We start from the raw sequence: 24,420 nt of genomic DNA on the forward strand, positions 1-24,420 counted from the left end.
GGCGACTTCGTCAACGGCGCCCAGTCCATCGTGGACGAGTTCATCTCCTCCGGCGAGGTCAAGTGGGGCCAGCGCACCGCCGTGACGCTGCTCCTGCCGCACTCGCACGAGGGCCAGGGCCCCGACCACACGTCGGGGCGGCTCGAGCGGTACCTGCAGCTGTGCGCCGAGGACAACATGCGGGTGGCCGTGCCGACGACCCCGGCGAACCACTTCCACCTGCTGCGCCGCCAGGCGCTGTCGCCGAAGAAGAAGCCGCTCGTCGTCTTCACGCCCAAGTCCCTGCTGCGCCACCGGCTCTGCGTCTCCCCCGTCGAGGACTTCACCAGCGGCACCTTCGCCACCGTCCTCGGCGACCCGGGCATCAAGGGCGCCGGCCTGGACAACGCCGCGGTGAAGCGGGTCCTGCTCTGCTCCGGCAAGGTCTTCTACGACCTGCTGCAGGCGCGCACCGAGCGGGACATCACCGACACCGCCATCATCCGGGTCGAGCAGCTCTACCCGATGCCGGTGGAGGAGCTGCGCGCGGCGCTGGCACAGTTCCCCAACGCGGAGGACTTCGCCTGGGTCCAGGAGGAGCCGGCCAACCAGGGCGCGTGGTCGTTCATCGCGCTCAACCTCCTGGAGCACCTCCAGGGCGTCGGCCTACGCCGCATCTCCCGCCCCGCCGCCGCCGCTCCGGCGGTCGGCTCCACCAAGCTCCACGACGCCGAGCAGCAGGCGCTCATCGAGGCCGCGCTGCCGAAGCGCTGACCCTCTGTCGTTTCGCTGGTTCCATCTGTTGGTTCGTTCGTTCGTTCGTTCCGTTCCGGGGAGGGCTCGCGCCCTCCCCGGTTCCTTTGGAGGTGCCCATGTACTTCACCGATCGCGGCATCGAGGAGCTCGCCCAGCGCCGGGGCGAGGAGGAGGTCACGCTGGAGTGGCTGGCCGAGCGCCTCCGCGACTTCGTCGACCAGAACCCCGAGTTCGAGACGCCGATCGAACGCCTCGCCGTCTACCTGGCCCGCCTGGACGACGACGAGGACTGACCGATGTCCGTCCACGCCCGCGCGGGCACTGGTCGTACACCTGCCGCAGCGACCACAACGGTCGGCTTTGGCGGTCGCCGGATGACGGACATATCCGATTTATCAGTGCAATCGGGCGCTGCAAATCAATGTGGCTGCGGGCGCATCCGCCAATTGGGTCGTTCGGGAACAACTTGGTGTAGTCCGGCAAGACAATCGATTGTCCCCAGTCGGGTGATCCCGGCGTAGCGCATGGGGCACCTACATTCTGTACGTGCCCCGAAGTCGCAACCGATCCGCAACCGTGTCGCTCCTGGCCGCCGCCCTGCTCCTTCTGGGCGGCGCTTTTTCGGCCTCAGGGGCAGCGGAGGAGCAGCCCCTGGCCGCCGCAGCCAGCGCCGAGGCGACCCGGGTCAGCGGCCATGCCATCGGCGTGCGGCACTTCGACTTTGCCCGGGGCAAGGACCGGCCGCTACCCACCACCGTGTGGTACCCGACGCGCGGCTCCTCCCGGCGGAGCAAGGGGCAGGTGCAGGTCAGCGCCGAGGTGCTGCCGGGGAAGCTGCCGTTGATCCTGTGGAGCCACGGCTTCTACAGCAACCCGCAGTTGCAGGAGGGCATGACCAAGTTCCTGGCCGAGGCCGGGTACGTGGTCGTCGCCCCGGCGTACCCGTTCACGAAGAAGGACACGCCGAAGTTCAACAAGTTCGACGTGCCCAACCAGTCGCTGGACGCGTCGTTCGTCATCACGCAGATGCTGCAGCCCGGGAATCCGCTGGCCGACAGCATCGACTCCGAGCGGATGGCGGCGATCGGGCACTCCGGCGGCGGGACCACGACCGACGGGCTGTTCACGGTGCACCGCGACCCGCGCCTCAAGGCCGGGGTCATCTTCGCGGGCCGGCCGGCCGGGAAGTACCAGGGCAGCCCGGTGCCGCTGCTGTTCGTGCACGGCGACAAGGACCCGGTCGTGGCGTATGAGCAGGGGCGCACGTCGTACGCCGCGGACCCGTGGCCGAAGGCGTTCCTGACGATCATCGGCGGCGAGCACGGCGCCGCCACCAACGACCCGGAGCGCGGGCACCACCAGGCGATGGCGACGCTGCTGAACTTCCTCGCCTGGGCGCTCGACGGCGACGAGATCGCCCAGGCCAGGCTGGACGACGACGCCCGGCTCGACGGGGTGACCCGCTTCGAATCGGTGGGTATCTACAGCAGCGCGAACACCACGACGACGATCACCACGACCGCGACGACGGCGCCGGCCACGATGAGGCCGACCTTGGAGCCGGTCGCGGCGGGCTGAGCCGGCTCGTTGTTGCTGTTGTCCACCCACGCCTGAAATGCCTGAGTGTTCTGGCTTGGGTCAATGCGCTCATCGGGCATGGCCGACAGAATACCGATGACCTGCCCCTCGGACAGTGGCCGAACGTGTCGGATTGTGGCACTCTCCGTCAATGACCGCGTGGCGGGAACGGTCGTGGTGGGGCTGGGGCTGGGCCGACGAGGCCCTCGACGACGACGCCTGCCGGCGCCTCGCCGAGACGTCGCTGCGGCCGTGGATGCCCATCGACGGGTCGGTGCTGCCGATGCCGTACGACCCGGTCCTGCCCCCGCCGCGCCTGATTCCTCCGTCGATCATGCAGGAGGCGTTCGCCGCCGACTCGATGACGCGGGCGTCGCACACGTACGGCAAGGCCTTCCGCGACGTGATCCGAGCGCTGCGCGGCCGGCTCGACAACCCTCCTGACCTGGTCTGTTTCCCGCGGACCGGGCACGACGTCGTCGCCGCGCTCGACTGGGCCGAGGCGGTGGGGGCGGCCGTCGTCCCGTACGGCGGCGGCACCTCCGTCGTGGGCGGCGTCGAATACCGCGGGGACGCCCCCTGGGTGTCGCTGGACCTGTCCCGCCTCGGCCGGGTCCTCGAGATCGACGACGTCAACCACGCCGTCCGGGTGCAGGCCGGCGTCTCCGGCCCGGCCCTCGAACAGGCTCTCCGCCCGCACGACCTGACGCTTCGCCACTACCCGCAGAGCTTCGAGTTCTCCACCGTCGGGGGATGGATCGCGACCCGCGCCGCCGGCCACTACGCGACCGGCCCGACCCGCATCGACGACGCCGTCTCAGCCCTGCGGGTGATCACACCGCAGGGCCCGGTGGAGTCGCTACGGGTGCCGTCCAGCGGCGCCGGCCCGTCGACGGACCGCCTGTTCGCGGGCTCGGAGGGGACGCTGGGGGTGATCGTGGAGGCGTGGCTGCGCGTCACGCCTCGCCCGACGGCCAAGGCTTCGACGTCGGTGGCCTTCCCTGCGTACGACCAGGGCATCGCCGCCATGCGCGCCCTCCTGCAGGCAGGCCTCCGCCCCAGCAACTGCCGCCTCCTCGACCCCGTGGAGGCGATGCTGAACGCCGGCGCCACCGACGGCCAGGCCCGGCTGCTGCTCGGCTTCGAAGGCCCGACCGTGCCCCTCCTAGACGACGCCCTCACCCTCTGCGCCGACCACGGCGGCACCCCCACCACCCCCGGCCACACTCCCCACCCCACCAGCCCCGCCCACAACACCGGCGCCTCCACGCCCAACCCCGCCAGCACTGCTCACCGCCCCACCGGCGCCGACGACACCCTCGACCCGGGTGACTCCAGCCGCCCTACCCCCAACACCGGCGGCTTCACGCCCAACTCCCCCAGCGCCGCTCACCGCCCCTACGGCAGCGCTCACCACCCCGACGGCGCCGCCGACTCCGGCTACATCCCCGACCCGGGTGACTCCAGCCGCCCCGCCCACAACGCCAGCGCCTCCACTCCCAACCCCGCCAGCGCCGCTCAACACTCCAACGGCAGTGCTCACCACCCCGACGCCGCTGCTCAACGCCCCGACAGCGCCCCCGACACCGACTACATCCCCGACCCGGGTGACTCCAACCGCCCCGCCCACAACGCCAGCGCCTCCACTCCCAACTCCGACAGCGCTGATCAACGCTCCGGCGGCGCTGCCGGCTCCGGCGACGGCCTTGGTCCGGGTGGCTCCGGCAGCGGTCTCTCCAGCGGCGGCCCCGGTGCCTCCAGCCGGTCCAGCGGTGGCTTTGCCGGCTCCGGCCGTTCAGGTAGAGGCGTCGCCGGCGGCAGCTCGGGGCGGAGCGGCGATGTCGGCAACTGGCGATCGTCGTTTCTGCGGGCGCCGTACACCCGCGATGCCCTCATCAGGCTCGGCCTCATCGTCGAAACCGTCGAGACCGCGTGCACGTGGAGCCGCTTCGAGGCACTGCACGCGGCCGTGATCGCCGCCGCGCAGGCCGCCGCCCCGGCCCGCGTCGCCGTGGTCACCTGCCGGATCACTCACGCGTACCCGGACGGCCTGGCGCCCTACTTCACCATCATCACGCCGGCCCGGCGCGGCGCCGAGGTCATGATCTGGGACGAGATCAAGGCCGCCGTCAGCACGGCCATCACCAGCGCCGGCGGCACCATCACCCACCATCACGCGGTCGGCCGGGACCACCTGCCGTGGCTCGAGCGGGACCCCCTCTTCACCGACGTGCTGCGGGCCGCGAAGCGCACGCTAGATCCCCGCGGGATCCTCAACCCTGGCGCGCTGTTGCCCAGTTAATCGCCGGATTCCCTCGCCCAGCCCGATGAGCAGCAGCCCGAGCAGGAAGAACGCCACGGTGAAGCCGAGCGCCGAGATCGTCACACCGCCGTAGCCGAGCTCGTTCGCGTCGACGAACGGATACGGATACTTGTCGACGATCGCACCTCGTACGAGCGCAAAGGCCAGATACGCCAAGGGGTAGCCGAGCCATACGGCCGCATACCACCAGCGGACCGGCTCCCTGTCGACGAACAGCCAGGTGACCGCGGCGAGGATCGGCGTCACCGTGTGCAGCAGCAGGTTGTGCGGTGCGTGCGCCCCCGAATCCACCACGTGGAACGGGCTGGACGGATTCGCCAGCAACGAGTGATACACCGTGCCGGTGATGCAGCTGTACAGCGTCGCCGCCCCACGCACCCACCCCGGCACCGGCCGCAGCGCCGCCACGGCCGACACCACCGCGATGATCACACTGCTCTGCACGGTGAAGTAGACGAACACTCCCCCGTCGCCGTTTGTGAAGTCGAGCAGCAGGACGATCCCGGTCAGCGCACTCACCGCGGTGAGCACCCGGAAGACGACGGACATGCGCCGCAACCTAGCCGTAAATCGCCCGCCGGGCCAGCCTTGTTCGTGGTGTCCGCCTCGTACCTTGGATGCCATGCGCCGTCTCGTCGTGGCCCTGCTGACCGCTGGCCTCGCCGGCCTCGCTACCCCGGGTCTCGCTGGCTGCACAGGCCAGCCGGCACCGGCCAAGTGGGTCACGCCGTCGCCTTCCCCGGCCGCGACCGTCGCCCCACAACTCGCCCACGTCACGCCGCTACCCCCTCTCCCCGTGCCGCGGGCCGCGCTCGACGTGTCGCGCCAGGAGGTGACCTACAGCCGTGAAGGCCGCGTCCTGCGCACCGTCATCTGGATGCCCTCGTCCACCACCCGCGTGCCGGCGGTCATCTTCAGCCACGGCCTCAACGGCACCCCCGAGGCCTTCGCACCGCTGCTCACCGCATGGGCGTCGGCCGGCTTCGCGGTGATCGCCCCCGCGTATCCCAACACGACCCGCAGCGCCCCCCGCCTGGACGTCTACGACGTGCTCAACCAGCCCGCCGACGCCAGCTTCGTGCTGAGCCAGGTGCTCGCCGGCCCACTCGGCAAACGCATCGACAACACCCGCCTCGCAGCCGCCGGCCACTCCGCCGGCGCCATCACGACCGTCGGCCTCTTCACCGCGAGCCGCGACGCCCGCCTCCACGCCGGCATCGTCCTGGCCGGCAGCGGTCTGGGCGTGGGCACCGCCTTCACCGGCACCCCGGCCTCGCTCCTCTTCGTCCACGGCGACGCCGACCCCTTGGTCTCCTACGCCTCCGGCAGGGCCACCTACGAGTTGGTCCCCTGGTCGAAGGCGATGCTGACCGTCCCCGGCGGCAACCACAACGACCCCTATCTCCGCCCGGACGTCACCTCCTACGCCGAGGTCCGCTCGGTGACCTTGGCGTTCCTGCGCCTCGAGCTCTACGGAGACCCCATGGCCCGCCGACAACTCCCGCAAGGCCCCTCCTTCGACGATCGCCTGTGATCCTGAGACGCTATGGTCATATGCTAGCATAGGAATCGAGGCAGTGGGTTCGGCTCTCGGGGGGAGGCAAGCCGTGCCACGACCATATTTTTCGCTGGAAGCGCCTGGCGCCGGCCGCTGCGCCACCGGGCAGATCGACTCGCGCGCCCGCCTGGCAGCCCAGGCCGCCGAGCACACCCGCCGTCGCGAGGAGCGGCAGCAGGCCAGGGCGGAGTTCGCCGAGGCCCGCAGGCACGGCCTGGCCACCCGCCATGCGACCAAGCTGACCCGCCTGCGCAACGCCCGCGTCCTGGCCGGCCTCCACCCCACCCCGCCGGGCGCCGCCGCTATTGGGTCGCCGTCGCCGGGCTGCGCCGCACCGCCACCAGCACGGCCCACCGTTCAGACTCCCGCCCCGGCAACCCGTCCCGCGCCGGAGACCGCACTGCCCAGAAGCGTGAGCACGGCGCCGCGCCCGGATGCCCCACCTCACCCGCGGCCTGCCGCACCGCCGCCAGCACAGTCAGTCCGCAGGGCAGCAACGCCGCCTCCAGCACAGTCCGTCCACGGGGGCGCAACGCCTCCGCCGCGACCCACCCGCAGGGAAGCAACGACACCGCCACCGCCCGTCCAAGCGGGCGCGACGCCGCCACCACAACTCGCCCAGAGGGGAGCAACGCCGCCACGGCCGCGGTCCGTCGGCAGGACAGCAACGCCGCCACCGCCCGAGGTGGTGTCAGTGCCCAGTGGCCCGACGACCCGGCCAGGATCGCAAACCATTCCAGCGCACCAAGCGTTCGCACCGCTATCGCCATCGCGGGCCGTCCGATCAGCAGCACGTCCGGCCGCACCACCGCGACCGGGCCGGCCACCCGCACCGCCGTCACCAACGCACAACGGCCGTGCGGCTTGCCTGGGGCTGATCCGCCGGCCGACTCGTCGCTTCGCAAGTCACAGCCTCACGTCGCCGGCCGGCAGCCTCACCGCGGGCACCAAGACGGGCAACCGCACACCTGCTCTGGCTCGAGTCCGCAATCGAGCGCCACCAAGACGACCCGCCCACGATCACCCACCGGCGGCAACAGCCTGTTCCACGGGACGCCAGTCGGGCCGTCGTCGTACGCCCATCGCCTCGACGCCACCGCTTGCGCCGCAGGCTAGGTTCAGCGCGGGCCAGGGCCGGCTGGCCAGGTCCGGCGCGGGTCACGGGGCCACGTCCAGCGCGGGGTCAGGGCCGGTGCGGAGTCAGAGCCAGCGCGGATTCAGGACCGGTGCGGGTTAAGTCTGACGCGAGTCAGGTCTGGCACCGGTCAGGGCCGAGACCAGTGAGATCCGGCCGGGTCAATCCAGCGAGGTCAAGCCCAGCGCCGATCAAGTCCAGCGGGGTCAAGTCCAGCGCCGATCAAGTCTGACGCCAGCCAGGGCCGAGACCAGCGAGATCCGGCCGAGTCAAAGGCCAGCGGGGGCAGGTCCGGCGGGGCAGGTCCGGCGGGGGCAGGTCCGGCGGGGGCAGGTCCGGCGGGGGCAGGTCCGGCGGGGGCAGGTCTGGCGGGGGCAGGTCTGGCGCTGGTCAGGGGCGGGCTCCAGCCAGGTTGGTGGGGGCCGGGCGGGCGCTGGTGGGCGTGCCTGGGGTGGGCCGGGCACGCCCACGGTTGCGGCGTGGGTGGGAGGGTCAGGTGGTGTGGTCTAGGACGATCTTGCCGAAGACGTCGCCGGAGTGGAGTTTTTCGAAGGCGGTGCGGGCTTCGGAGAAGGGGATGATCGAGTCGATCACGGGGCGGACGCCGGTGTTGGCGAGGAGGGTCATCAGGGCGGACAGCTCTTCGGGGGTGCCCATGCTGGTGCCCAGGATCTCCAGTTGCAGGGCGAACATGCGGCGGAGGTTGACCTTTGGGAGGTGGCCGCTGGTGGCGCCGGAGACGACGATGCGGGCGCCGTGTTTGGCGCACTTCATCGAGTGGTCGAAGGTGGCCTCGCCGACGGTTTCGATGATGACGTCGACGCGTTCGGGGAGGCGGGCGCCGGAGTCCAGGGCCGTGGCGCCGAGGGCGGCGACGCGCTCGCGTTTCGAGGCGTCGCGGGAGGTGGCGTAGACGCGGGCGCCCAGGGCCTGGGCCAGCAGGATCGCGGCGGTCGCGACGCCGCCGCCGGCTCCCTGGACCAGGACGGCCTGGTCTGGCTCCACGCGGCCCTTGGTGGTGAGCATCCGGTATGCGGTGAGCCACGCCGTGGGCAGGCAGGCCACCTCCGCGAAGGTGAGCTCCGCCGGCTTCGGCACGAGGTTGTACGCGGGGACGGTGACCTGCTCGGCGACGGTGCCCTGGTAGAACTCCGAGAGGATCGAGACCTCGCCCGACGGGGTGAAGACCACCGGATACACGACGACCTCGGCACCGTCGGGGCCGATGCCCGCGGCGTCGCAGCCGAGGATCATCGGCAGCTGCTCGGGGCGGAGGCCGACGCCGCGCAGCGACCACAGGTCGTGATGGTTGAGCGCGCTGGCGCGCACGTCCACCACGGCCCAGCCGTCACCCGGGACAGGCGCCGGGGCCTCGCCGACCGTGAGGCCGGCGAGGGGGTCGGCGTCGTTGAAACTGGACGCGAAAGCTGCACGCATGACGGTTATCTCAACACACCGTCGACGCGGGCGGCGGCGGCGACCGCGGCGGCCACGGCCGGGGCGACGCGCGGGTCCAGGGCGCTGGGCACGATCGTGCCCAGCGAGAGCTCGTCCGCGGCCAGCACCGAGGCGATGGCCGACGCGGCGGCGACCTTCATGCCGTCGGTGATCCGGGTCGCGCCGGCTTCCAGGGCGCCGCGGAAGATGCCGGGGAACGCGAGCACGTTGTTGATCTGGTTGGGGAAGTCGCTGCGGCCGGTGGCGACGACCGACGCGTAGCGCGCGGCGATCGACGGGTGCACCTCGGGCGTCGGGTTCGCGAGGGCGAAGATCGCCCCGCCGGGTGACATGCCGGCCAGCGCCGCCTCGCCGATGGTGCCGCCGGAGACGCCGATGAGGACGTCGGCACCACGGAGCGCGTTGACGATGTCACCGGTGATGCCGCCGGCGTTGGTACGGGCCGCGAGCGCTGACTTCTCCGGGTTCAGGTCGGTGCGGCCGGTGTGCAGGCAGCCCCGGGAGTCGAGCACGACGATCTCGCCGGCGTCGGCGCCGCCGCTGATGAGCATCTTGGTGACGGCGACGCCCGCCGCGCCGGCGCCGCTGACGACGATGCGCAGGTCGTGAAGCTCGCGGCCGAGGACGCGGGCGGCGTTGCGCAGCGCGGCGAGCACGACGATCGCGGTGCCGTGCTGGTCGTCGTGGAAGACGGGGATCGGCAGGGTCGCTTCCAGGCGGCGCTCGATCTCGAAGCACCGCGGCGCGGAGATGTCTTCGAGGTTGATGCCGCCGAACGACGGTGCGAGGGCGGTGACGATCGCGACGATCTCGTCGGGGTCCTGGGTGTCCAGGCAGATCGGCACCGCGTCCACCCCGCCGAACTGCTTGAAGAGGACGGCCTTGCCCTCCATGACCGGCATCGCGGCGCGCGGGCCGATGTTGCCCAGTCCGAGCACCGCAGAGCCGTCGGTGACCACGGCGACGGCCCGGCCGACCCAGGTCAGCTCGTGGACGAGCGCCTCGTCGGCGGCGATGGCCTCGCAGACCTGGGCGACGCCCGGCGTGTACGCCAGGGCGAGATCTTCACGGGTCGCGAGCGGGACGCTGGACTGGACGGACATCTTGCCGCCCTGATGGAGGTCGAAAACTGGCCCTTCAAGGGCGTGATTGGTCACGGGTGCAGACACGGGGGCTCCTTTGCCACGTCTGACAATGCTGGTGTTTCCGCCAAGCGCATGGGTGGTGAAAGCGCTCATGATGCGATTCAGCGGGGGTGACCCGGTATCCGCATCACCTTACGCTGCGCCGCGCCGCAGCCGCACCGGTTGTGGCCACCAGCGAAATGTCACACGTCCGATGACGTCGGCCGGCCCGTACACCTCGGAACCATCGGATCCGAAGGGGTTGTCGCCGGTCAGCCACCATCCGCCGGCCTCCGCCCGGGCCACGCGCTTCACCACCAAGAGGCCTGGCCGGCTGCGGAAACACCCGACGACGACGTCGCCGGGCCGCGCTGTCCCGACGCGGCGAACGAAAATCCGATCACCATGGCGCAACGTCGGTGCCATCGACGGGCCGTGCACCAGTGCCGTGAACCACGGTAGCCGCATGAAATCCCCGAGTTTGGACAGGAGTAGGGTCAGCAACTGAGGATCATCGCAAATCACCCTGGAGGGTTCGATGCGACTGTCGCGGCTATTCACCCCGCGCACCGTGGTGAGCGCCCACTGCGACCTGCCGTGTGGTGTCTACGACCCGGCGCAGGCCCGTATTGAGGCCGAGTCCGTCAAAGCAATCAGCGAGAAGTACCAGGCCAACAGTGACCCCGAGTTTCGCACTCGGGCGCTGGTGATCAAGGAGCAGCGTTCCGAGCTGGTCAAGCACCACCTGTGGGTGCTGTGGACCGACTACTTCAAGCCGCCGCACTTCGAGAAGTACCCGCAGCTGCACGGCCTCTTCAACGAGGCGACGAAGCTCGCGGGCGCGTCCGGCGCGAAGGGCTCGGCCGACCCGGCCGTCGCCGAGCAGCTGCTGGCGAAGATCGATGAGATCGCGAAGATCTTCTGGGAGACGAAGCAGGCCTGACCTGCCAGAGGTGCCCTCCACCCCGTCACGGCGGGGTGGAGGGCTTTTTCATGGACGAGGTGCATAGATGAGCGTGGAAGTTCGTGTGGCGACGGACGAGGACGTGCCGGCGATCGTCGGGATGGTGTATGAGCTCGCGGAGTTCGAGAAGGCCCTCGAGGAGTGCCATCTGACGGAGGAGCAGCTGCGGGCGGTGCTCTTCGCTCCGGCGCCGGCGGTGTTCTGCCACGTCGCCTGTACCGGCGGCGAGACGGTGGGGATGGCGCTGTGGTTCCGGACGTACTCCACGTGGGAGGGCGTGCACGGCATCTATCTGGAGGATCTGTACGTGCGGCCGGCCGCCCGCGGCACCGGAGCCGGGAAGGCCCTGGTGGCGAAGCTGGCGCAGATCTGTGTGGAGTCCGGCTACCCGCGGCTGGAGTGGGCGGTGCTCGACTGGAACCCGGCCCGCGGCTTCTACGACGCGCTCGGCGCGCGGCACAAGTCGGACTGGCTGCCCTACCGGCTCACCGGGGACGCACTCGCCGCCACGGCGCGTGCGGCGACGTCGTAGAGTCGCGGGCAAGGGGGTTCATCGCGTGACTCAGGTCGTTTCGAAGAGGTCCGGATCCGACGCCGACGACGTCGTGCTGCTGGCCGTGCCGGCGTCGCCCGCCTACCTGGGGGTGCTGCGCACCGCGACTGCGGGTCTCGCGGCACGCCTGCAGTTCACGCTCGACGAGATCGAAGACCTGCGCATCGCCGTCGACGAGGCGTGCGCGATGCTGCTCGCGGTGGCGAGCGAGACGCCGCAGCTCGGCGACACGGTCGAGCTGGCCTGCCGGTTCACGGTCACCGCGGACGCGCTGACGGTCGAGACGTCGGTGCCGCTCGGGTCGCCGACGGAGCGGCTGCCCGGGGGTGAGTCCTTCGCGTGGCAGGTGCTCAGCGCGCTCGCCGACGAGGTGTCGGCGTCGGTCGACGGCCTCCAGGCGCGGATCCGCCTGACCAAGCGCCGCCCGAAGTAGGCCCGGACCAAAGGGGCCTCCCGAAGTAGGCCCGTACCAAAGGGGCCGACTGAAGTAGGACCGGGCCAAAGGGGCCGACTGAAGTAGGACCGGGCCACCGGAACCAGCGCCTACAGAGGGCGCTCCTTCAGGGCGGCGACTCCGGGGACCGGGGTGCGGGCGTGCTCCGGCGGGAGCTCCGCCGGCCTGACGTGGTCGATGTGCCCGCGGGCGATCTCCATCGCGAGCTCGATGTCCTGGTCCCCGATGGCTGCCAGCAGCGCACGGTGATCCCGGTCGATGATCCTCCACATCGGCAACGGGGCGTTGTGGGCGGCGGCTTTGCGGTCGCTCACGGTGTACAGCGGACGCACCATCAGGCAGAGCAGCGTGTTGCCCGACGCGGCGGCGACAGCCAGGTGAAACGCCGAGTGCGCGGCGATGCGCTCGTCGAGGGTCGCGGTCTCGGGGTCGAACATCGCGGCCTCGAGGTCGCGCAGATGGCACGGCTCGCGGCGGGCGGCGGCGAGGCCGGCGGCGGGGACCTCGAGCATCCGGCGGACCTCGAGGAAGTCGTCGCCCTTGACGGCGCCGCTGGCCAGTAGCAGCCCGATGCCGTCGGTGAGGGACTCGCCGAGCGTGCGGGCGTCGGGCTCGGCGACGAAGCTGCCGCCGTTGACACCTCGGGTGGTGACGATCAGGTGCTGGCTGCTCAGCAGGCGGAGCGCCTCGCGGACGGTGGACCGGCTCAGCCCGGACTGCTCACAGAGCTGCGGCTCCGTCGGCAGCCGGGCACCGGGTAGGAGCTGACCGGACATGATCTCCACGCGGAGCCGGTCGGCGAGGACCTGATAGGCGGGTGCGACCGTCACGACCACCGAGCGTAGGTCACGCCTGCCATCGGCGGGACCAGCAACGCCACAGGTCGTACGTTCAGCGGATGCCGAGCGCGATCCGCGTCGACGGGGCGAACAGCAGGATCGCCCCGGCGAGCCCCAGCGCGAAGAGCGGCGCCCCGATGTAGGGCTGGCCGTGGGTGAGCATCGTCCAGCCGATCGGCATCTGCAGCATCTGCGTGACGATCCCCGGGCCGCGGGCCCATCGCTGACGGCGGTGCAGCGCGACGGCGATCCCCAGGAACAGCAGGGTCATGAGCGCCAGGTAGCCGGTGAAGGACAGCGCCGTGGCGAGGAACGTCGACTTGCTGGTGACATCCAGATAGACGATCACCAGCGTGAGCAGGGCCAGCCCGACGCCCTCCGCGAACAGCAGCCGCACCGCCCACCGCAGGGTCGCCGGCTCCCGCTCCGACGTCACCGCGCCGCTCGCGTCGCCGCCTCCGGCGTCAGCCCGAGCCGACCCTGCATTGCGTGGCTCGCGACCCGAGCCGCTCCGCTGGCCGCTCACCTGGCATTCCCTTCAGTCGGCCCTCTCCCGTGCACCTCACCTTAGCGCGCGGGAGAGCGGGTACAGTGCCGCCCATGCGAGCCCTCCTGGTCGTCAACCCGAACGCGACGACCACCACCGAGCGCGGACGGGACATCCTGGTGCGTGCGCTGCGCAGCCAGGTCGACCTGGAGGTGGCATACACGCAGCGCAAAGGCCACGGCGTGGAGCTGGCGCGCGACGCCGCCCGGGAGCGCTTCGACCTCGTCGTGACGCTCGGAGGCGACGGTACGGTCAACGAGGCGGTCAACGGTTTGATGACCTTCGACGCCGGCCCGGCCGAGGGGCGCGCGCAGGAGCGCCCGGCGCTCGCGGTCGTGCCGGGTGGCTCCACGAACGTGTTCGCGCGGGCGCTCGGGCTGCCGAGCGACTGGGCCGAGGGCACCGGCGCGATTCTTGAGGCGCTGCGGGACCGGCGGGAGCGGATCGTCGGCCTCGGCCGCGCCGACGACCGGTATTTCACGTTCTGCGCCGGTATGGGCCTTGATGCGGAGGTTGTACGGCGCGTGGATCAGGCCCGGCACCGCGGTTCGACGTCGACGCCGTGGCTGTACTTCCGGTCGATCGCGCAGCAATACGTGACGACGAACCGCCGGGTGCCGCTGCTCACGCTCGAGCTCCCGGGCGAACCTGCCAAGTCCGGGCTAACGTGGATGTTGGTGCAGAACACTGCACCATGGACATACATCGGCGAGCGGCCGGTGGATCCGAATCCGCGTGCCTCGTTCGACACGGGGCTCGACGTGCTGGGCCTGCTGCAGATGCAGGCCGGGAGCACGGCCCGGACGATGGCGCAGCTGGTTCGCGGCGCCGACTTGAAGGGCAAGCAGGTGCTGCGGATGCACGATCTTGCCGGGTTCACGCTCACCGCCGCCAAACCGATCGCTTTCCAGGTCGACGGGGAGTACCTCGGAGAGTGCGACAAGTTGGATTTCGCGTCCGTGCCGGGAGCGTTACGCGTAGTGTGTTGAGTCACTCCCGGCGGTCGTCCACCGAAGGGGGAGAAAGTTGCAGAGAGTCGCGACAGAGACACCGCGACCGCATCTCCGAAACCCCTCCGATCGTTGACCGAACCGTACTACATTGGTAACTGACTGTTGCGATTCAGGGTCCCTAAACGCAATAAAATCGGACAAACAGTGCGTGAGCTTGCTCACCGACTTGGATTTTCTTGGTTTGGACCCCTTGACATCGCGGTAGTTCGTGAAAGCATTCACAAGCGATACGAACACTGAGCGTTGCCCGCACACGCGTTACGGATCTTCAGGCTCCGCCTAGCCGAGACGTTACGCGAGATGCACATAGGGAATCACTAACAACGATCCGCGAAAACAACAAGGAGTGTTGCCGCCATGTCGGACTGGCGCCACCATGCCCTCTGCCGCGACGAGGACCCGGAGCTGTTCTTCCCCATCGGAACTTCGGGCCCGGCGTTGCTGCAGGTCGAGCAGGCGAAGGCGGTCTGCCAGCGCTGCTCCGTGACCAGCGACTGCCTGCAGTGGGCACTCGACTCCGGTCAGGACGCAGGCGTCTGGGGCGGAATGAGCGAAGACGAGCGTCGTTTGATGAAGCGTCGCGGCGGCCTGCGGGTCCGCGCTCACTCCGCATAGCCTGAGCCATAACAGCACCATAAAAAACGCAGCCCGGCACCGAAGCGCACCCAAGCCTAAAGCGCATCGAACACCCGAGCAGCAGCGAAGACGAAAACGCCCCGGCCGATGCGCCGGGGCGTTTCACGTGCGGGCCACGACCAATCTGCCTACCCACGATAATGGGGGTCGTTGGGGCCGGGCGGCGGGAAGTTCGGGCCGTCGTAGTAGGGCTGCCCGTATCCGGGCGGCGGGTAGCCGGGCTGACCGTAACCGCCGTAGCCGGGGGCGCCGTAGGGCGGCTGGCCGTATCCAGGCGGCGGGTAGCCGGGCGGGTATCCCTGGTTGCGCATGGCGGCGGACTCGACGTCGATCAGCCGCTCCAGCTCGCCGCGGTCCAGGAACGTTCCCCGGCACTCCAGGCACTGTTCGATGGTGACGCCGCTGCGCTCGTACTGCTGCATCGTGCCGCGGCACTTCGGGCATGTCATCTGCATACCCCCAAGGTAGCCCTCGGCCACCAAGCGCGAGATCAGCCGTTTCCGCAGGCGACCCGGACGGTGTGGCTAGTCGAACAGCTCCTCGAAGAAGCTCTCGCGGTGGTGCTTCTTGCGCTTCTTGTGATGCCCATAGTGACCATAGTGGCCGTGCTGCTGCGGGTGGTGCGGCTGGCCGTATGCGGGCTGACCATAGGCCGGCTGCCCGTATCCCGGCTGGCCGTGCACCGGCTGACCGTGCACCGGCTGGCCGTACGGCTGCTGGCCATAGGCGGGCTGCTGCGGGTATGCCTGCGGCGAGCCGGGCGGCGGGAATCCGGGGGTGCCGGGCGGGACACCGGGGGCGCCCGGCTGCTGCTGACGCCCGCGCCAGGCGTTCTCCGCGTCGGTGATCTTCTCCAGCTCACCGCGGTCGAGGAAGATCCCCCGGCACTCCAGGCATTGGTCGATGGTGACACCGCTGCGCTCGTACTGCCGCATCTCGCCGCGGCACTTCGGGCATGTCATCTGCATACGTCCACGGTAGCCGCCGGGTTCCAAGGCCACCTTCAGGCGGCGAGATCCACGGTCTCCGGGGACACCCGGCCGATCCTGGCGACGACGAGCCGGGCCAGGTCGAGCGCGCAACCGAGCGGCGGCGCGGCCGGTTCGAGGGCGCCCGCGGACACAGCGGAGGCGACGGCGGCCTCGTGCAGCTTGCCCGGGGCCAGGAAGTACGAGGAGATCGCCACCCGCGCGCAGCCGCCGGCACGCAGCGCCGACACCGCGACCGCGCCGGTGACCGGCGACCCGGAGGCGAACGCCGCGCGGCACGGCAGCCCGAGCGACCGCCCGAGCTCGGCCGCTGTCAGGTCGACGGTGTGCCTGGCCAGGTCGTCGCGGGTACCGGCGGCGATCATGACGACCCCGTCCGCCTCGACCGCGGGAAGCTGCCGGCGCAGCGCGGCGACGAGGAGCGGCGGCACGACGCCGCCGACCGGTCCGAGCACGTCCGTGACGTACACCCGCATGGACAGACCGCTGGAGACCGCCCGGTCGATGACCGCCGGCAGGTCGATCCGGCCGTGAAACGCCGAGGTCAGCAGCAGCGGTACGACAACCGCCGAACGATGACCGAGCCGCTGCATGTCGAGCAGTACAGCGTCCGGACGGGGGCCGGCATGGTCGAGGAACGACGTCCGGACGTCCAGCCCCGGGCGCTGGGCCGCGACCGCGCGGGCGAGGGCTCTCGTCGAAGCCGCCGCCCGCGGGTCGGAGGACCCGTGCGCCACCAGTAAGACAGCTGTTACCAGCTCCCCCGGCTTCGCCGGCGGTTCCGAGGGGGGCTGCGCCACCCCACACCCCCCATGCTTCGCGCTACGAACCTTCACCCGGTGTGGAGACCGCACTCGGTCTTGTCGAACATCGGCCAGCGCCCGCCGCGCGGGTCGCCGCCGGGAGGGGTCCGCCGGGTGCACGGCCAGCAGCCGACGGAGGCGTACCCCTGCCGCATGAGGGCGTTCACCGGGACGTTGTAGCGGGAGATGTACGCGTCGACGTCGGCCTGCGTCCACTGCGCCAGCGGCGAGACCTTGAACTTGCTGCGGGCCTGCTCGAAGCTCACGATCGGCGTGTTGGCGCGGCTCGGCGACTCGTCGCGGCGCAGGCCGGCGGCCCACGCGTCGTAGTCCTCGAGGGCCCGCTCCAGCGGCTCGATCTTGCGCAGGAAGCAGCACTCGTCGGGGTCGCGGGCGTAGAGCCGCGGCCCGAACTCGGCGTCCTGCTCGGCGACGGTCTGCCGCGGGCGGATCGAGCGGACCGTCACCGGGAGGGTCCGCTGGACGACCTCGCGCACGCGGAGCGTCTCGGCGAAGTGCAGGCCGGTGTCGAGGAAGATGACCGGCACGCCGGGCACGACCTTCGACACGACGTGGGCGAGCACGGCGTCGGCGAACGAGCTGGTCACACAGAACCGGTCGCCGAACTCAGCGGCGGCCCACTCCACGATCTTGTCGGCGGTCTTGCCCTCCAGCTGGGCCGACGCCTCCTTGGCCAGGGCGATGGACTCTTCTCGGGTACGTGCAACGGCTGTGCTCATCGCTTCGCCTCCAACATTCGTGCCGCGAGCCCCAGGAATTTCAGTGAGAAGACCCGTGCGCAGCTGCGGCACTCCCAAGCGCCGTGGGTCTCTTCGTGCGGTCGTAGGTCCTCGTCCCCGCAGTACGGGCAGTACAGAGGAGCCATCCGTTCGCTCATCGGAGCTCCTCTTCAGGAGCCCGCATCACCCAGCGGGCGAAGGACTCGCCCTGTGAACGGCCGGCGAGGTAGTGGTTGGCGACCCGCTCGACGTACGAGGGCAGGTCGGCGGCGGTGGTCTTCAGGCCGCGGAGCTTGCGCCCGAAGCCGGCGTTCTGCCCCGCCGCCATGCCCAGGCCGCCGCCCAGGTGGATCTGGAAGCCCTCGACCATGTCGCCGGTGGCGTCGTCGCGCACGAGCATGCCCTTGAGGCCGATGTCGGCCACCTGCGTGCGGGCGCAGGCGTTGGGGCAGCCGTTGAGGTGGATGGAGATGTCGGCGTCGAGCTCGGCGACCTTGGCCTCGAGGTGCTCGATGAGCTCCGCGGCGCGGGCCTTGGTCTCCACGATCGCCAGCTTGCAGAACTCGATGCCCGTGCAGGCCATCGTGCTGCGCCGCCAGGTGGACGGTCGGGCCTCCAGCCCGGCCTCGCGCAGGCCCAGCACGACCGCCTCGGTGTCGGCCTCGGCGATGTCGAGGACGATGAGTTTCTGGTACGGGGTGAGCCGCACCCGGTCGCTGCCGAACCGCTCGGCGAGGTCGGCGACCTTGCCGAGCTGGGCGCCGGAGCTGCGGCCCGCGATGGGCGCGGCGCCGACGAAGTACTTGCCGTCCCACTGCTTGTGCACGCCGATGTGGTCGATCGGCTTCTCCGGCAGCTCCGGCGACGGGCCGTCGATCAGCGGGCGCTTGAGGTACTCGGTCTCCAGCACCTCGCGGAACTTCGCCGCGCCCCAGTCGGCGACGAGGAACTTCAGCCGGGCGCGGCTGCGCAGGCGGCGGTACCCGTAGTCGCGGAAGATCTGGATGACGCCGTGCCACGCGTCGACGACCTCGTGCAGCGGCACCCACACGCCGAGGCGCACCGCCAGCATCGGGTTCGTCGACAGGCCGCCGCCGACCCAGAGGTCGAAGCCGGGGCCGTGCTCCGGGTGGATCACGCCGACGAAGGAGACGTCGTTCGCCTCGTACGGGGTGTCCGGCAGCCACGAGATCGAGGTCTTGAACTTGCGCGGCAGGTTGGACAGCGTCGGGTCGCCGACGTACTTCTCGGTGATCTCGTTGATCGCCTCGGTCGGGTCGAGCACCTCGCTCTCCGCGACGCCGGCGATCGGGCTGCCGAGCACGACCCGCGGGGTGTCGCCGCAGGCCTCGGTCGTGGACAGGCCGACTGCCTCGAGCTCCCGCCAGATCTGCGGAACGTCCTCGACGCGGATCCAGTGCAGCTGGATGTTCTGCCGGTCGGTGATGTCGGCGGTGTCGCGGGCGAAGCGGGTGGCGATCGACGCGATCGTGCGCAGTTGGGCGAGGCTCAGCTGGCCGCCGTCGCTGCGGATGCGCAGCATGAAGTACTTGTCGTCGAGCTCCTCGGGCTCGAGGATCGCGGTCCGGCCGCCGTCGATGCCGGGCTTGCGCTGCGTGTACAGCCCGAACCAGCGGAACCGTCCGCGCAGGTCAGCGGGGTCGATCGAGTCGAAGCCGCGGTGCGCGTAGATCGACTCGATGCGGGCCCGGACGTTGAGCGGGTTGTCGTCCTTCTTGCTGCGCTCGTTGGGGTTGAGCGGCTCCCGGTGGCCGAGCGCCCACTGCCCCTCGCCGCGAGGGCGCCCACCGGCTCCGGCCCGAGCGCCGCGGGCGGCAGGACGGGGAGCGGGTGCGGCGTTGTCTGCCGGGACGGTGTTCACCGTCATGTCGGCGTCCTCTCAGGGTTGAGAGCACGCGAGCCTGCGCCGGCCTATCGCGGAAGATGCGCGATGGATGACGTCAATGTCATGAAGAATCCGGCGCGAGTCGCGCGCCCGAAGAAAGAATTAACGGGCGGCGTTCAGCAAGCCGGACACATGGCGCTGCGCACGCGACCGTAGTCGACGTGTCGGCGGCTGACGAGCCGCAGAGAAGCAGCGTGCATAGGGTGCAGTCTTCCACGTCGACCGGTCCTTACGCCACGTCGGCGTGAGGGTTGTCTCAAACCCGCGTCACCGGGACGTAACCCAAAGAAGACTCAGCCGATAGGAAATATAGACCAGAATGGGCAGGCCGCCGACCGGCAATGGCCGGCGGTCCCACAGTGCGGTAGGTTTCAGCGTTTCGCCAGCGGGACGACCATCACAGCCTCCGTGCCGCCGCCGGCCCGGGTGCGCAGCTCGATCGTGCCGCGCAGCTCCCCCGTCGCGAGCGTCCGCACGATCTGCAGCCCGAGCCGCTCGCTGCTGTCCAGGTCGAACCCGTCGGGCAGGCCCCGGCCGTTGTCGGCGACGGTGACGTGCAGCTGCTTGCGGAAACGGTGCACGGAGACGACGACCTCCGGGTCGTGCTCACCACGCGGCTCGAACGCGTGCTCCACGGCGTTCTGCAGCAGCTCGTTGAGGACCATGACGAGCGGCGTGGCGATCTCCGCGGGCAGCACGCCGAAGTCGCCGTCCCGGCGCAGCGCCACGGTGAAGTCGGAGGCGGCCACCTCGACGGCCGCGGCCGCGACCCGGTCCACGATCCCGTCGAACTCGACCGCCTCGTCCGCGGTGTCCGACGCCGACATCGAGAGGGTCTCGTGCACCAGGGCGATGGAGGCGACCCTCCGCACCGACTCCTCCAGCGCGTGCCGGGCGGCCGGGACCCCGACCCGGCGGGCCTGCAGCCGCAGCAGCGCGGCGACGGTCTGCAGGTTGTTCTTGACCCGGTGGTGGATCTCCCGGATCGTCGCGTCCTTCGTCATGAGCTGCCGGTCGCGGCGGCGGACCTCGGTGATGTCGCGGACCAGGACGAGCGCCCCGATCGGCACGCCCGCCGGCATCAGCGGCAGCGCCCGCATGAGCACGGTCGCGCCGCGCGCCTCCAGCTCCTTGCGGGCGGGCGCGTCGCCGCGCAGCGCCGAGTGGACCCGGTCCGTGGCGTCCTTGCCCTCGAGGGGGTCGTCGCAGAGCCGGCCGGTGATCTCGGCGAGGCTCTCGCCCACGAGGTGCGCGGCGAGCCCGAGCCGCCGGTACGCCGACTGCGCGTTGGGGCTGGCGTAGGTGACCTTGCCGGACGCGTCGAGCCGGACCAGGCCGTCGCCGATGCGCGGGGCGCTGGTGGTCTCGCCCGGGTGCCGCGGCGGCGGGAACGTGCCGTCGGCGATCATCTGCGCCAGGTCGTCGGCGGTGGTCAGGTAGTTGAGCTCCAGCTGCGCCGGGGTCCGGGCGGTGCTGAGGTTGGTGTCCCGGCCGACGACGGCGATGACCTGCGTCTCGCCCCGGCGGCGGACCGGGATCGCCTCGTGGCGGGCGGGCATGTCGCCGTACCAGACGGGATCCCCCTCCCGCCAGATCCTGCCCTGCGCCCGGACGATCGCGAGGTGCGCCACCTCGGGTCCGCCGGCGACCCGGCCGACCTGGTCGTCCTGATAGGCGGTCGGGGCGGTCGTCGGCCGCACCTGCGCGACGCACAGGAACTCACCGCGGTCCGCGATCGGCACCCACATGAGCAGGTCGGCGAAGGACAGGTCGGACACGATCTGCCAGTCGCCGGCGAGGCGGTGCAGGTGCTCGATGTCCTCGGGCGCGAGGGAGGTGTGCTCCTCGACGAGGTCACGCAGGGTCGACACCGTTACAGACTATGGTGGGCCCGTGCGTCGCCTGTTGCCTGCCCTTGTCCTCGTGCTCACCCTCGGCGGCTGCGGGTGGGTGGGCCGCGCCGACGAGACCAGCAAGCCTGACGGGTTCCAGCTGCACGGCTACGTGAGCGTGGCGGGCGCGGCGACCGGCGTCCCGGGCACCCCGTGCCTCGCCCCGGTGCCGGACGTCGCCTCCGGGGCGACGGTGAAGGTGGCTGATCAGGACGGCAAGGTGGTGGCCGTGACGACGTTGGCGGCCGGTGTACTGGCGGCGACGGGCGGGGCGTACCGCTGCAATTTCTCGTTCGAGCTGCTGAACCTGTCCGGGAGCCGGCCGACCTACCAGATCCTGGTCGGTGACCGGCCCCCGGTGGCGTTCGAGACGCGGGCGCTGCGCGAAGGCCGCCCCGCCGTCGTCGATGTCGCCGTTACAGCGTCGCCGTCACCTTCTTGAGGCCGCGCGGCGCGTCAGGGTTCTCGCCCCGGTGCAGGGCGAGAGACAGGGCGAGGCGCTGCAGCGGCAGGATGTCCAGCAGCGGTGCGTAGCGCTCGTCGACCTCGGGGGTCGGCACCCAGCCGGCTGCGCCGTCGACCTTCGACGGGCCGAAGACGACCACGTCGGCGCGGCGCTCGCCGAGCCGGCCGACGACGTCGCGCATCGACGCGCCGGCGGGGCCGCCGCCGACGACGGCGAGGACCGGCACGTCGGGGTCGGCCATCGCGAGGGGGCCGTGCAGCAGGTCGGCGCCGGAGAACGCGAGACCGGCCACGTAGGACGTCTCCATCAGCTTGAGCGCGGTCTCGCGCGCCGTCGGGTACGCGTAGCCGCGGCCCGTGGTCACGATCCGGTCCGCGAACCGGTAGCGGGCGGCGAGGTCGGCGGCGGTGTCGTCGGCGAGGACGCGCTCCGCGTGGCCGGGCAGCTCCCGCAGCGCGGCGAGCTCCTCGGCGGGCAGCGTGCCGCCGCCCTTGATGCTCTCGACCAGCATGAGCAGCGCGAGCAGCTCCGCGGTGTAGGTCTTGGTCGCGGCGACCGCGATCTCGTGCCCGGCGACGACGTCGACGTGCAGCTCGGCGACCTGGGCCAGGGGCGACTCGGCGTTGTTGGTGACGGCGAGGGTGTGCGCGCCCTGCTCGCCGGCGACCCGCAGCACCTCGCGCAGGTCGGGCGAGCCGCCGCTCTGGCTGACGCCGACGACGAGCGTGTCGCGCAGGTCGGGGCGGGCGCCGTAGAGCGTCATCGCCGACGGCGAGGCGAGGCCGACGGGGACGCCGAGGCGGATCTCGGTGAGGTACGCCGCGTACAGCGCGGCGTGGTCCGACGTGCCGCGCGCCGTGAAGATCACGTTGCGGGGCTGCCACTGCGCGATCCGCTCGGCGACGGCGGCGATGGCGCCCGCCTGCTCGTCGACGAGCCTCGCGAACACGGCCGGCTGCTCGGCGATGTCCGCCTGCATCCCGGCACCGGGCTGCTCGGTCACGGCTACTCCTCTATGTGCTGGCGTCTGATGCGCGTTACTGCTCAAAGTTTGGCAGCTTCGCGCACCAGACGCCAGTTTTCGGAGCAACTTCGCGCACAGCGTGCGCGAAACTAGCCCTCCTGCGCAACCAGCGTGCTCTCCGCCTGCTCGTTGGGCGCCTCGGGGCCGCCGCGCAGCGCGACCTCGCGGATGAAGATCGCGAGCAACGGCACCAGCACCGTCGCCGCGATCGCCCAGAGGAAGACGCTGGACGTCGCGCCGGCGATCGCGTCGATCACCGCGGTGCGCACCCCGGCGGGCAGCTGGCCGAGCGTCGCCGGGCCGATCGAGGCGCCGCCGCCACCGCCGCCGGCGAGCTGGTCCGCCGCCTGGTCGCCGACCTTCTCCGCGAGCAGGTCGTGCAGCCGGTGGTTGAAGATCGCGCCGAACGCCGCCACGCCGAACGCGCCGCCGATCGAGCGGGCGAACGTCGAGGTGCTGCTCGCCACGCCCAGATCCTTGAGCTCCACGCTGTTCTGCGCGATGAGCATCGAGGTCTGCATCAGGAAGCCCATACCCAGGCCGAGGACGGCCATGTAGATCGCCGACTCGGTCTTCGAGGTGTCCGAGTCAAGCCGCGACAGCAGGACCATCGCCACGATCATGACGAACCCGCCGATCACCGGGAAGATCCGGTACTTGCCGGTCTTGGTGATCATCTGGCCGGCCACCAGCGAGGTCACCAGCAGGCCGCCCATCATCGGCAGCAGGAGCAGACCGGAGTTGGTCGCCGAGGCGCCCTGCACGATCTGCTGGTACAGCGGCAGGAACGTGATCGCGCCGAACATGGCGAACCCGACCAGGAAGCCGATGCCCGCGACCAGGCTGAAGTTGCGGTTGCGGAAGATGGCCAGGGGCAGGATCGGCTCCGGGTGGCGCCGCTCGACGACCATGAACGCGGCCAGCGACACCACGGCCAGGGCGGCCAGGCCGGCGATCTGCGCGGAGCCCCACGCGTACTGGTTGCCGCCCCACGTGGTGATCAGGACCAGCGCGGTGACGCCGGCCGAGAGCAGGGCCGCGCCGAGCCAGTCGATCCGGTGCTCGGTGCGCTTCTTCGGCATGTCGAGCTTCAACGCGAGCAGCGCCAGCGCCGCGCCGCCGAGCGGCAGGTTGACGAAGAACGCCCAGCGCCAGTCGGCGTGGTCGGTGATGAAGCCGCCGACGAGCGGGCCGCCGACCATCGCGACCGCCATGACCGCGGCGAACTGGCCCTGGTACTTGCCGCGCTCGCGCGGCGACACGAGCTCGCCGAGGACGGCCATCGCGCCGACCATGAGACCACCGGCGCCGAGGCCCTGGAACGCGCGGAAGCCGATCAGCTGCGGCATGTCCTGGGCGAAGCCGCACAGCACCGAGCCGAGCAGGAACAGCACGATCGAGGTCAGGAAGACCGTCTTCCGCCCGTACAGGTCGCCGAGCTTGCCCCAGATCGGCGTGGACACCGTCGAACCGAGGACATACGCGGTGACGACCCACGACAGGTGGTCGACGCCGCCCAGGTCACCGACGATGCGGGGCATCGCGGTGCCGACGATCACGTTGTCGAGCATCGCCAGGAGCATCGCCATGAGCAGTCCTGGCAGAACGACCCTGAGGCGCTTGTCAGACATCGTGGCACACCTTACTTGTCGGCCGGCTAGTTGACTTACTAGCCGTACGGTA

The 24,420-nt window shown here is 70.8% G+C and carries 24 protein-coding genes and 1 pseudogene; 11 read left to right on the plus strand and 14 right to left on the minus strand.

What is annotated here, in order from left to right; genetic code table 11:
- The 4 genes and pseudogenes from kgd to ABD332_RS20815 form a co-directional block, all read left to right on the plus strand.
- A pseudogene (gene kgd / locus ABD332_RS20800) lies at positions 1-753 on the plus strand (multifunctional oxoglutarate decarboxylase/oxoglutarate dehydrogenase thiamine pyrophosphate-binding subunit/dihydrolipoyllysine-residue succinyltransferase subunit); the annotation flags it as partial.
- A 98-nt stretch (positions 754-851) separates the two neighbouring features.
- A complete protein-coding gene (locus ABD332_RS20805; protein WP_344503667.1) occupies positions 852-1,028 on the plus strand; it encodes a DUF6104 family protein in 177 nt (58 codons plus the stop codon).
- A gap of 253 nt (positions 1,029-1,281) precedes the next feature.
- Positions 1,282-2,313 (plus strand): alpha/beta hydrolase family protein, encoded by a 1,032-nt coding sequence (locus ABD332_RS20810; RefSeq protein WP_344503668.1) that lies wholly within the window; start codon positions 1,282-1,284, stop codon positions 2,311-2,313.
- Positions 2,314-2,464: 151 nt separating this feature from the next.
- On the plus strand, positions 2,465-4,615 hold the full coding sequence (locus tag ABD332_RS20815) for an FAD-linked oxidase C-terminal domain-containing protein (protein ID WP_344503669.1): 2,151 nt from the start codon (positions 2,465-2,467) through the stop codon (positions 4,613-4,615).
- Here ABD332_RS20815 and ABD332_RS20820 read toward each other — a convergent pair.
- Positions 4,568-5,185 (minus strand): Pr6Pr family membrane protein, encoded by a 618-nt coding sequence (locus ABD332_RS20820; protein WP_344503670.1) that lies wholly within the window; start codon positions 5,183-5,185, stop codon positions 4,568-4,570. The two genes, ABD332_RS20815 and ABD332_RS20820, sit on opposite strands and share 48 nt — an antisense overlap.
- A gap of 73 nt (positions 5,186-5,258) precedes the next feature.
- On the opposite strand from ABD332_RS20820, the gene ABD332_RS20825 reads away from it, so the two are divergent.
- The gene (locus ABD332_RS20825; protein ID WP_344503671.1) at positions 5,259-6,170 is read left to right on the plus strand and encodes an alpha/beta hydrolase family protein; all 912 of its coding nucleotides are present in this window, start codon (positions 5,259-5,261) and stop codon (positions 6,168-6,170) included.
- Positions 6,171-7,821: 1,651 nt separating this feature from the next.
- Here the strand turns inward: ABD332_RS20825 and ABD332_RS20830 are convergent.
- The 3 genes from ABD332_RS20830 to ABD332_RS20840 all read right to left on the minus strand — a co-directional run bounded on the left by ABD332_RS20830 (position 7,822) and on the right by ABD332_RS20840 (position 10,379).
- Positions 7,822-8,775 carry a zinc-binding dehydrogenase gene (locus ABD332_RS20830; protein ID WP_344504007.1) on the minus strand — a complete coding sequence of 318 codons (954 nt, stop codon included), beginning with the start codon at positions 8,773-8,775 and terminating at the stop codon, positions 7,822-7,824.
- Positions 8,772-9,890, minus strand: a complete 1,119-nt coding sequence (locus ABD332_RS20835; RefSeq protein ID WP_344504008.1) for an NAD(P)-dependent malic enzyme — start codon at positions 9,888-9,890, stop codon at positions 8,772-8,774. The genes ABD332_RS20830 and ABD332_RS20835 overlap by 4 nt, the downstream gene beginning before the upstream one ends.
- Before the next feature lie 174 nt (positions 9,891-10,064).
- Positions 10,065-10,379: a S24/S26 family peptidase gene (locus ABD332_RS20840; protein WP_344504009.1), complete on the minus strand. Its 315-nt coding sequence runs from the start codon at positions 10,377-10,379 to the stop codon at positions 10,065-10,067.
- Positions 10,380-10,449: 70 nt separating this feature from the next.
- Here ABD332_RS20840 and sodN point away from each other — a divergent pair, with 70 nt between their 5' ends.
- From sodN to ABD332_RS20855, 3 genes are all read left to right on the plus strand, one after another.
- Positions 10,450-10,854, plus strand: a complete 405-nt coding sequence (gene sodN / locus ABD332_RS20845; RefSeq protein WP_344503672.1) for a superoxide dismutase, Ni — start codon at positions 10,450-10,452, stop codon at positions 10,852-10,854.
- Between the two features lie 67 nt (positions 10,855-10,921).
- A complete protein-coding gene (locus tag ABD332_RS20850) occupies positions 10,922-11,407 on the plus strand; it encodes a GNAT family N-acetyltransferase (RefSeq protein WP_344503673.1) in 486 nt (161 codons plus the stop codon).
- Between the two features lie 25 nt (positions 11,408-11,432).
- Positions 11,433-11,861, plus strand: coding sequence for an ATP-binding protein (locus ABD332_RS20855; protein WP_344503674.1), 429 nt, complete (start codon positions 11,433-11,435; stop codon positions 11,859-11,861).
- Between the two features lie 110 nt (positions 11,862-11,971).
- Here the strand turns inward: ABD332_RS20855 and ABD332_RS20860 are convergent, their stop codons facing one another.
- Together ABD332_RS20860 and ABD332_RS20865 are read right to left on the minus strand one after the other, a co-directional pair.
- On the minus strand, positions 11,972-12,712 hold the full coding sequence (locus ABD332_RS20860) for a FadR/GntR family transcriptional regulator (protein ID WP_344503675.1): 741 nt from the start codon (positions 12,710-12,712) through the stop codon (positions 11,972-11,974).
- A 61-nt stretch (positions 12,713-12,773) separates the two neighbouring features.
- Positions 12,774-13,157: a hypothetical protein gene (locus ABD332_RS20865; protein WP_344503676.1), complete on the minus strand. Its 384-nt coding sequence runs from the start codon at positions 13,155-13,157 to the stop codon at positions 12,774-12,776.
- Between the two features lie 164 nt (positions 13,158-13,321).
- Here ABD332_RS20865 and ABD332_RS20870 point away from each other — a divergent pair, with 164 nt between their 5' ends.
- Both ABD332_RS20870 and ABD332_RS20875 read left to right on the plus strand, forming a co-directional pair.
- Positions 13,322-14,257: a diacylglycerol/lipid kinase family protein gene (locus ABD332_RS20870; RefSeq protein ID WP_344503677.1), complete on the plus strand. Its 936-nt coding sequence runs from the start codon at positions 13,322-13,324 to the stop codon at positions 14,255-14,257.
- A gap of 381 nt (positions 14,258-14,638) precedes the next feature.
- On the plus strand, positions 14,639-14,896 hold the full coding sequence (locus ABD332_RS20875; protein ID WP_033358446.1) for a WhiB family transcriptional regulator: 258 nt from the start codon (positions 14,639-14,641) through the stop codon (positions 14,894-14,896).
- A gap of 149 nt (positions 14,897-15,045) precedes the next feature.
- On the opposite strand, the gene ABD332_RS20880 is transcribed toward ABD332_RS20875, so the two are convergent.
- The 6 genes from ABD332_RS20880 to ABD332_RS20905 all read right to left on the minus strand — a co-directional run bounded on the left by ABD332_RS20880 (position 15,046) and on the right by ABD332_RS20905 (position 21,226).
- Entirely contained in the window at positions 15,046-15,372 is a 327-nt protein-coding gene (locus ABD332_RS20880) for a TFIIB-type zinc ribbon-containing protein (RefSeq protein ID WP_344503678.1), read from the minus strand.
- 69 nt (positions 15,373-15,441) lie between these two features.
- Complete coding sequence (locus tag ABD332_RS20885; RefSeq protein ID WP_344503679.1) at positions 15,442-15,885, minus strand: TFIIB-type zinc ribbon-containing protein; 444 nt, start codon at positions 15,883-15,885, stop codon at positions 15,442-15,444.
- A 35-nt stretch (positions 15,886-15,920) separates the two neighbouring features.
- Positions 15,921-16,643, minus strand: coding sequence for a sirohydrochlorin chelatase (locus ABD332_RS20890; protein ID WP_344503680.1), 723 nt, complete (start codon positions 16,641-16,643; stop codon positions 15,921-15,923).
- 95 nt (positions 16,644-16,738) lie between these two features.
- A complete protein-coding gene (locus tag ABD332_RS20895; RefSeq protein ID WP_344503681.1) occupies positions 16,739-17,449 on the minus strand; it encodes a phosphoadenylyl-sulfate reductase in 711 nt (236 codons plus the stop codon).
- 154 nt (positions 17,450-17,603) lie between these two features.
- The gene (locus tag ABD332_RS20900) at positions 17,604-19,337 is read right to left on the minus strand and encodes a nitrite/sulfite reductase (RefSeq protein ID WP_344503682.1); all 1,734 of its coding nucleotides are present in this window, start codon (positions 19,335-19,337) and stop codon (positions 17,604-17,606) included.
- 389 nt (positions 19,338-19,726) lie between these two features.
- Positions 19,727-21,226: a sensor histidine kinase gene (locus ABD332_RS20905; protein ID WP_344503683.1), complete on the minus strand. Its 1,500-nt coding sequence runs from the start codon at positions 21,224-21,226 to the stop codon at positions 19,727-19,729.
- A 22-nt stretch (positions 21,227-21,248) separates the two neighbouring features.
- On the opposite strand from ABD332_RS20905, the gene ABD332_RS20910 reads away from it, so the two are divergent.
- Complete coding sequence (locus tag ABD332_RS20910; protein ID WP_344503684.1) at positions 21,249-21,689, plus strand: hypothetical protein; 441 nt, start codon at positions 21,249-21,251, stop codon at positions 21,687-21,689.
- Here the strand turns inward: ABD332_RS20910 and ABD332_RS20915 are convergent.
- Both ABD332_RS20915 and ABD332_RS20920 read right to left on the minus strand, forming a co-directional pair.
- Positions 21,664-22,692 (minus strand): SIS domain-containing protein, encoded by a 1,029-nt coding sequence (locus tag ABD332_RS20915; RefSeq protein WP_344504010.1) that lies wholly within the window; start codon positions 22,690-22,692, stop codon positions 21,664-21,666. The genes ABD332_RS20910 and ABD332_RS20915 overlap by 26 nt on opposite strands.
- A gap of 134 nt (positions 22,693-22,826) precedes the next feature.
- Positions 22,827-24,368, minus strand: coding sequence for an MDR family MFS transporter (locus ABD332_RS20920; protein ID WP_344503685.1), 1,542 nt, complete (start codon positions 24,366-24,368; stop codon positions 22,827-22,829).
- Positions 24,369-24,420 lie beyond the last annotated feature (52 nt).

This window comes from Dactylosporangium maewongense (assembly GCF_039531485.1).
GTDB lineage: Bacteria > Actinomycetota > Actinomycetes > Mycobacteriales > Micromonosporaceae > Dactylosporangium > Dactylosporangium maewongense.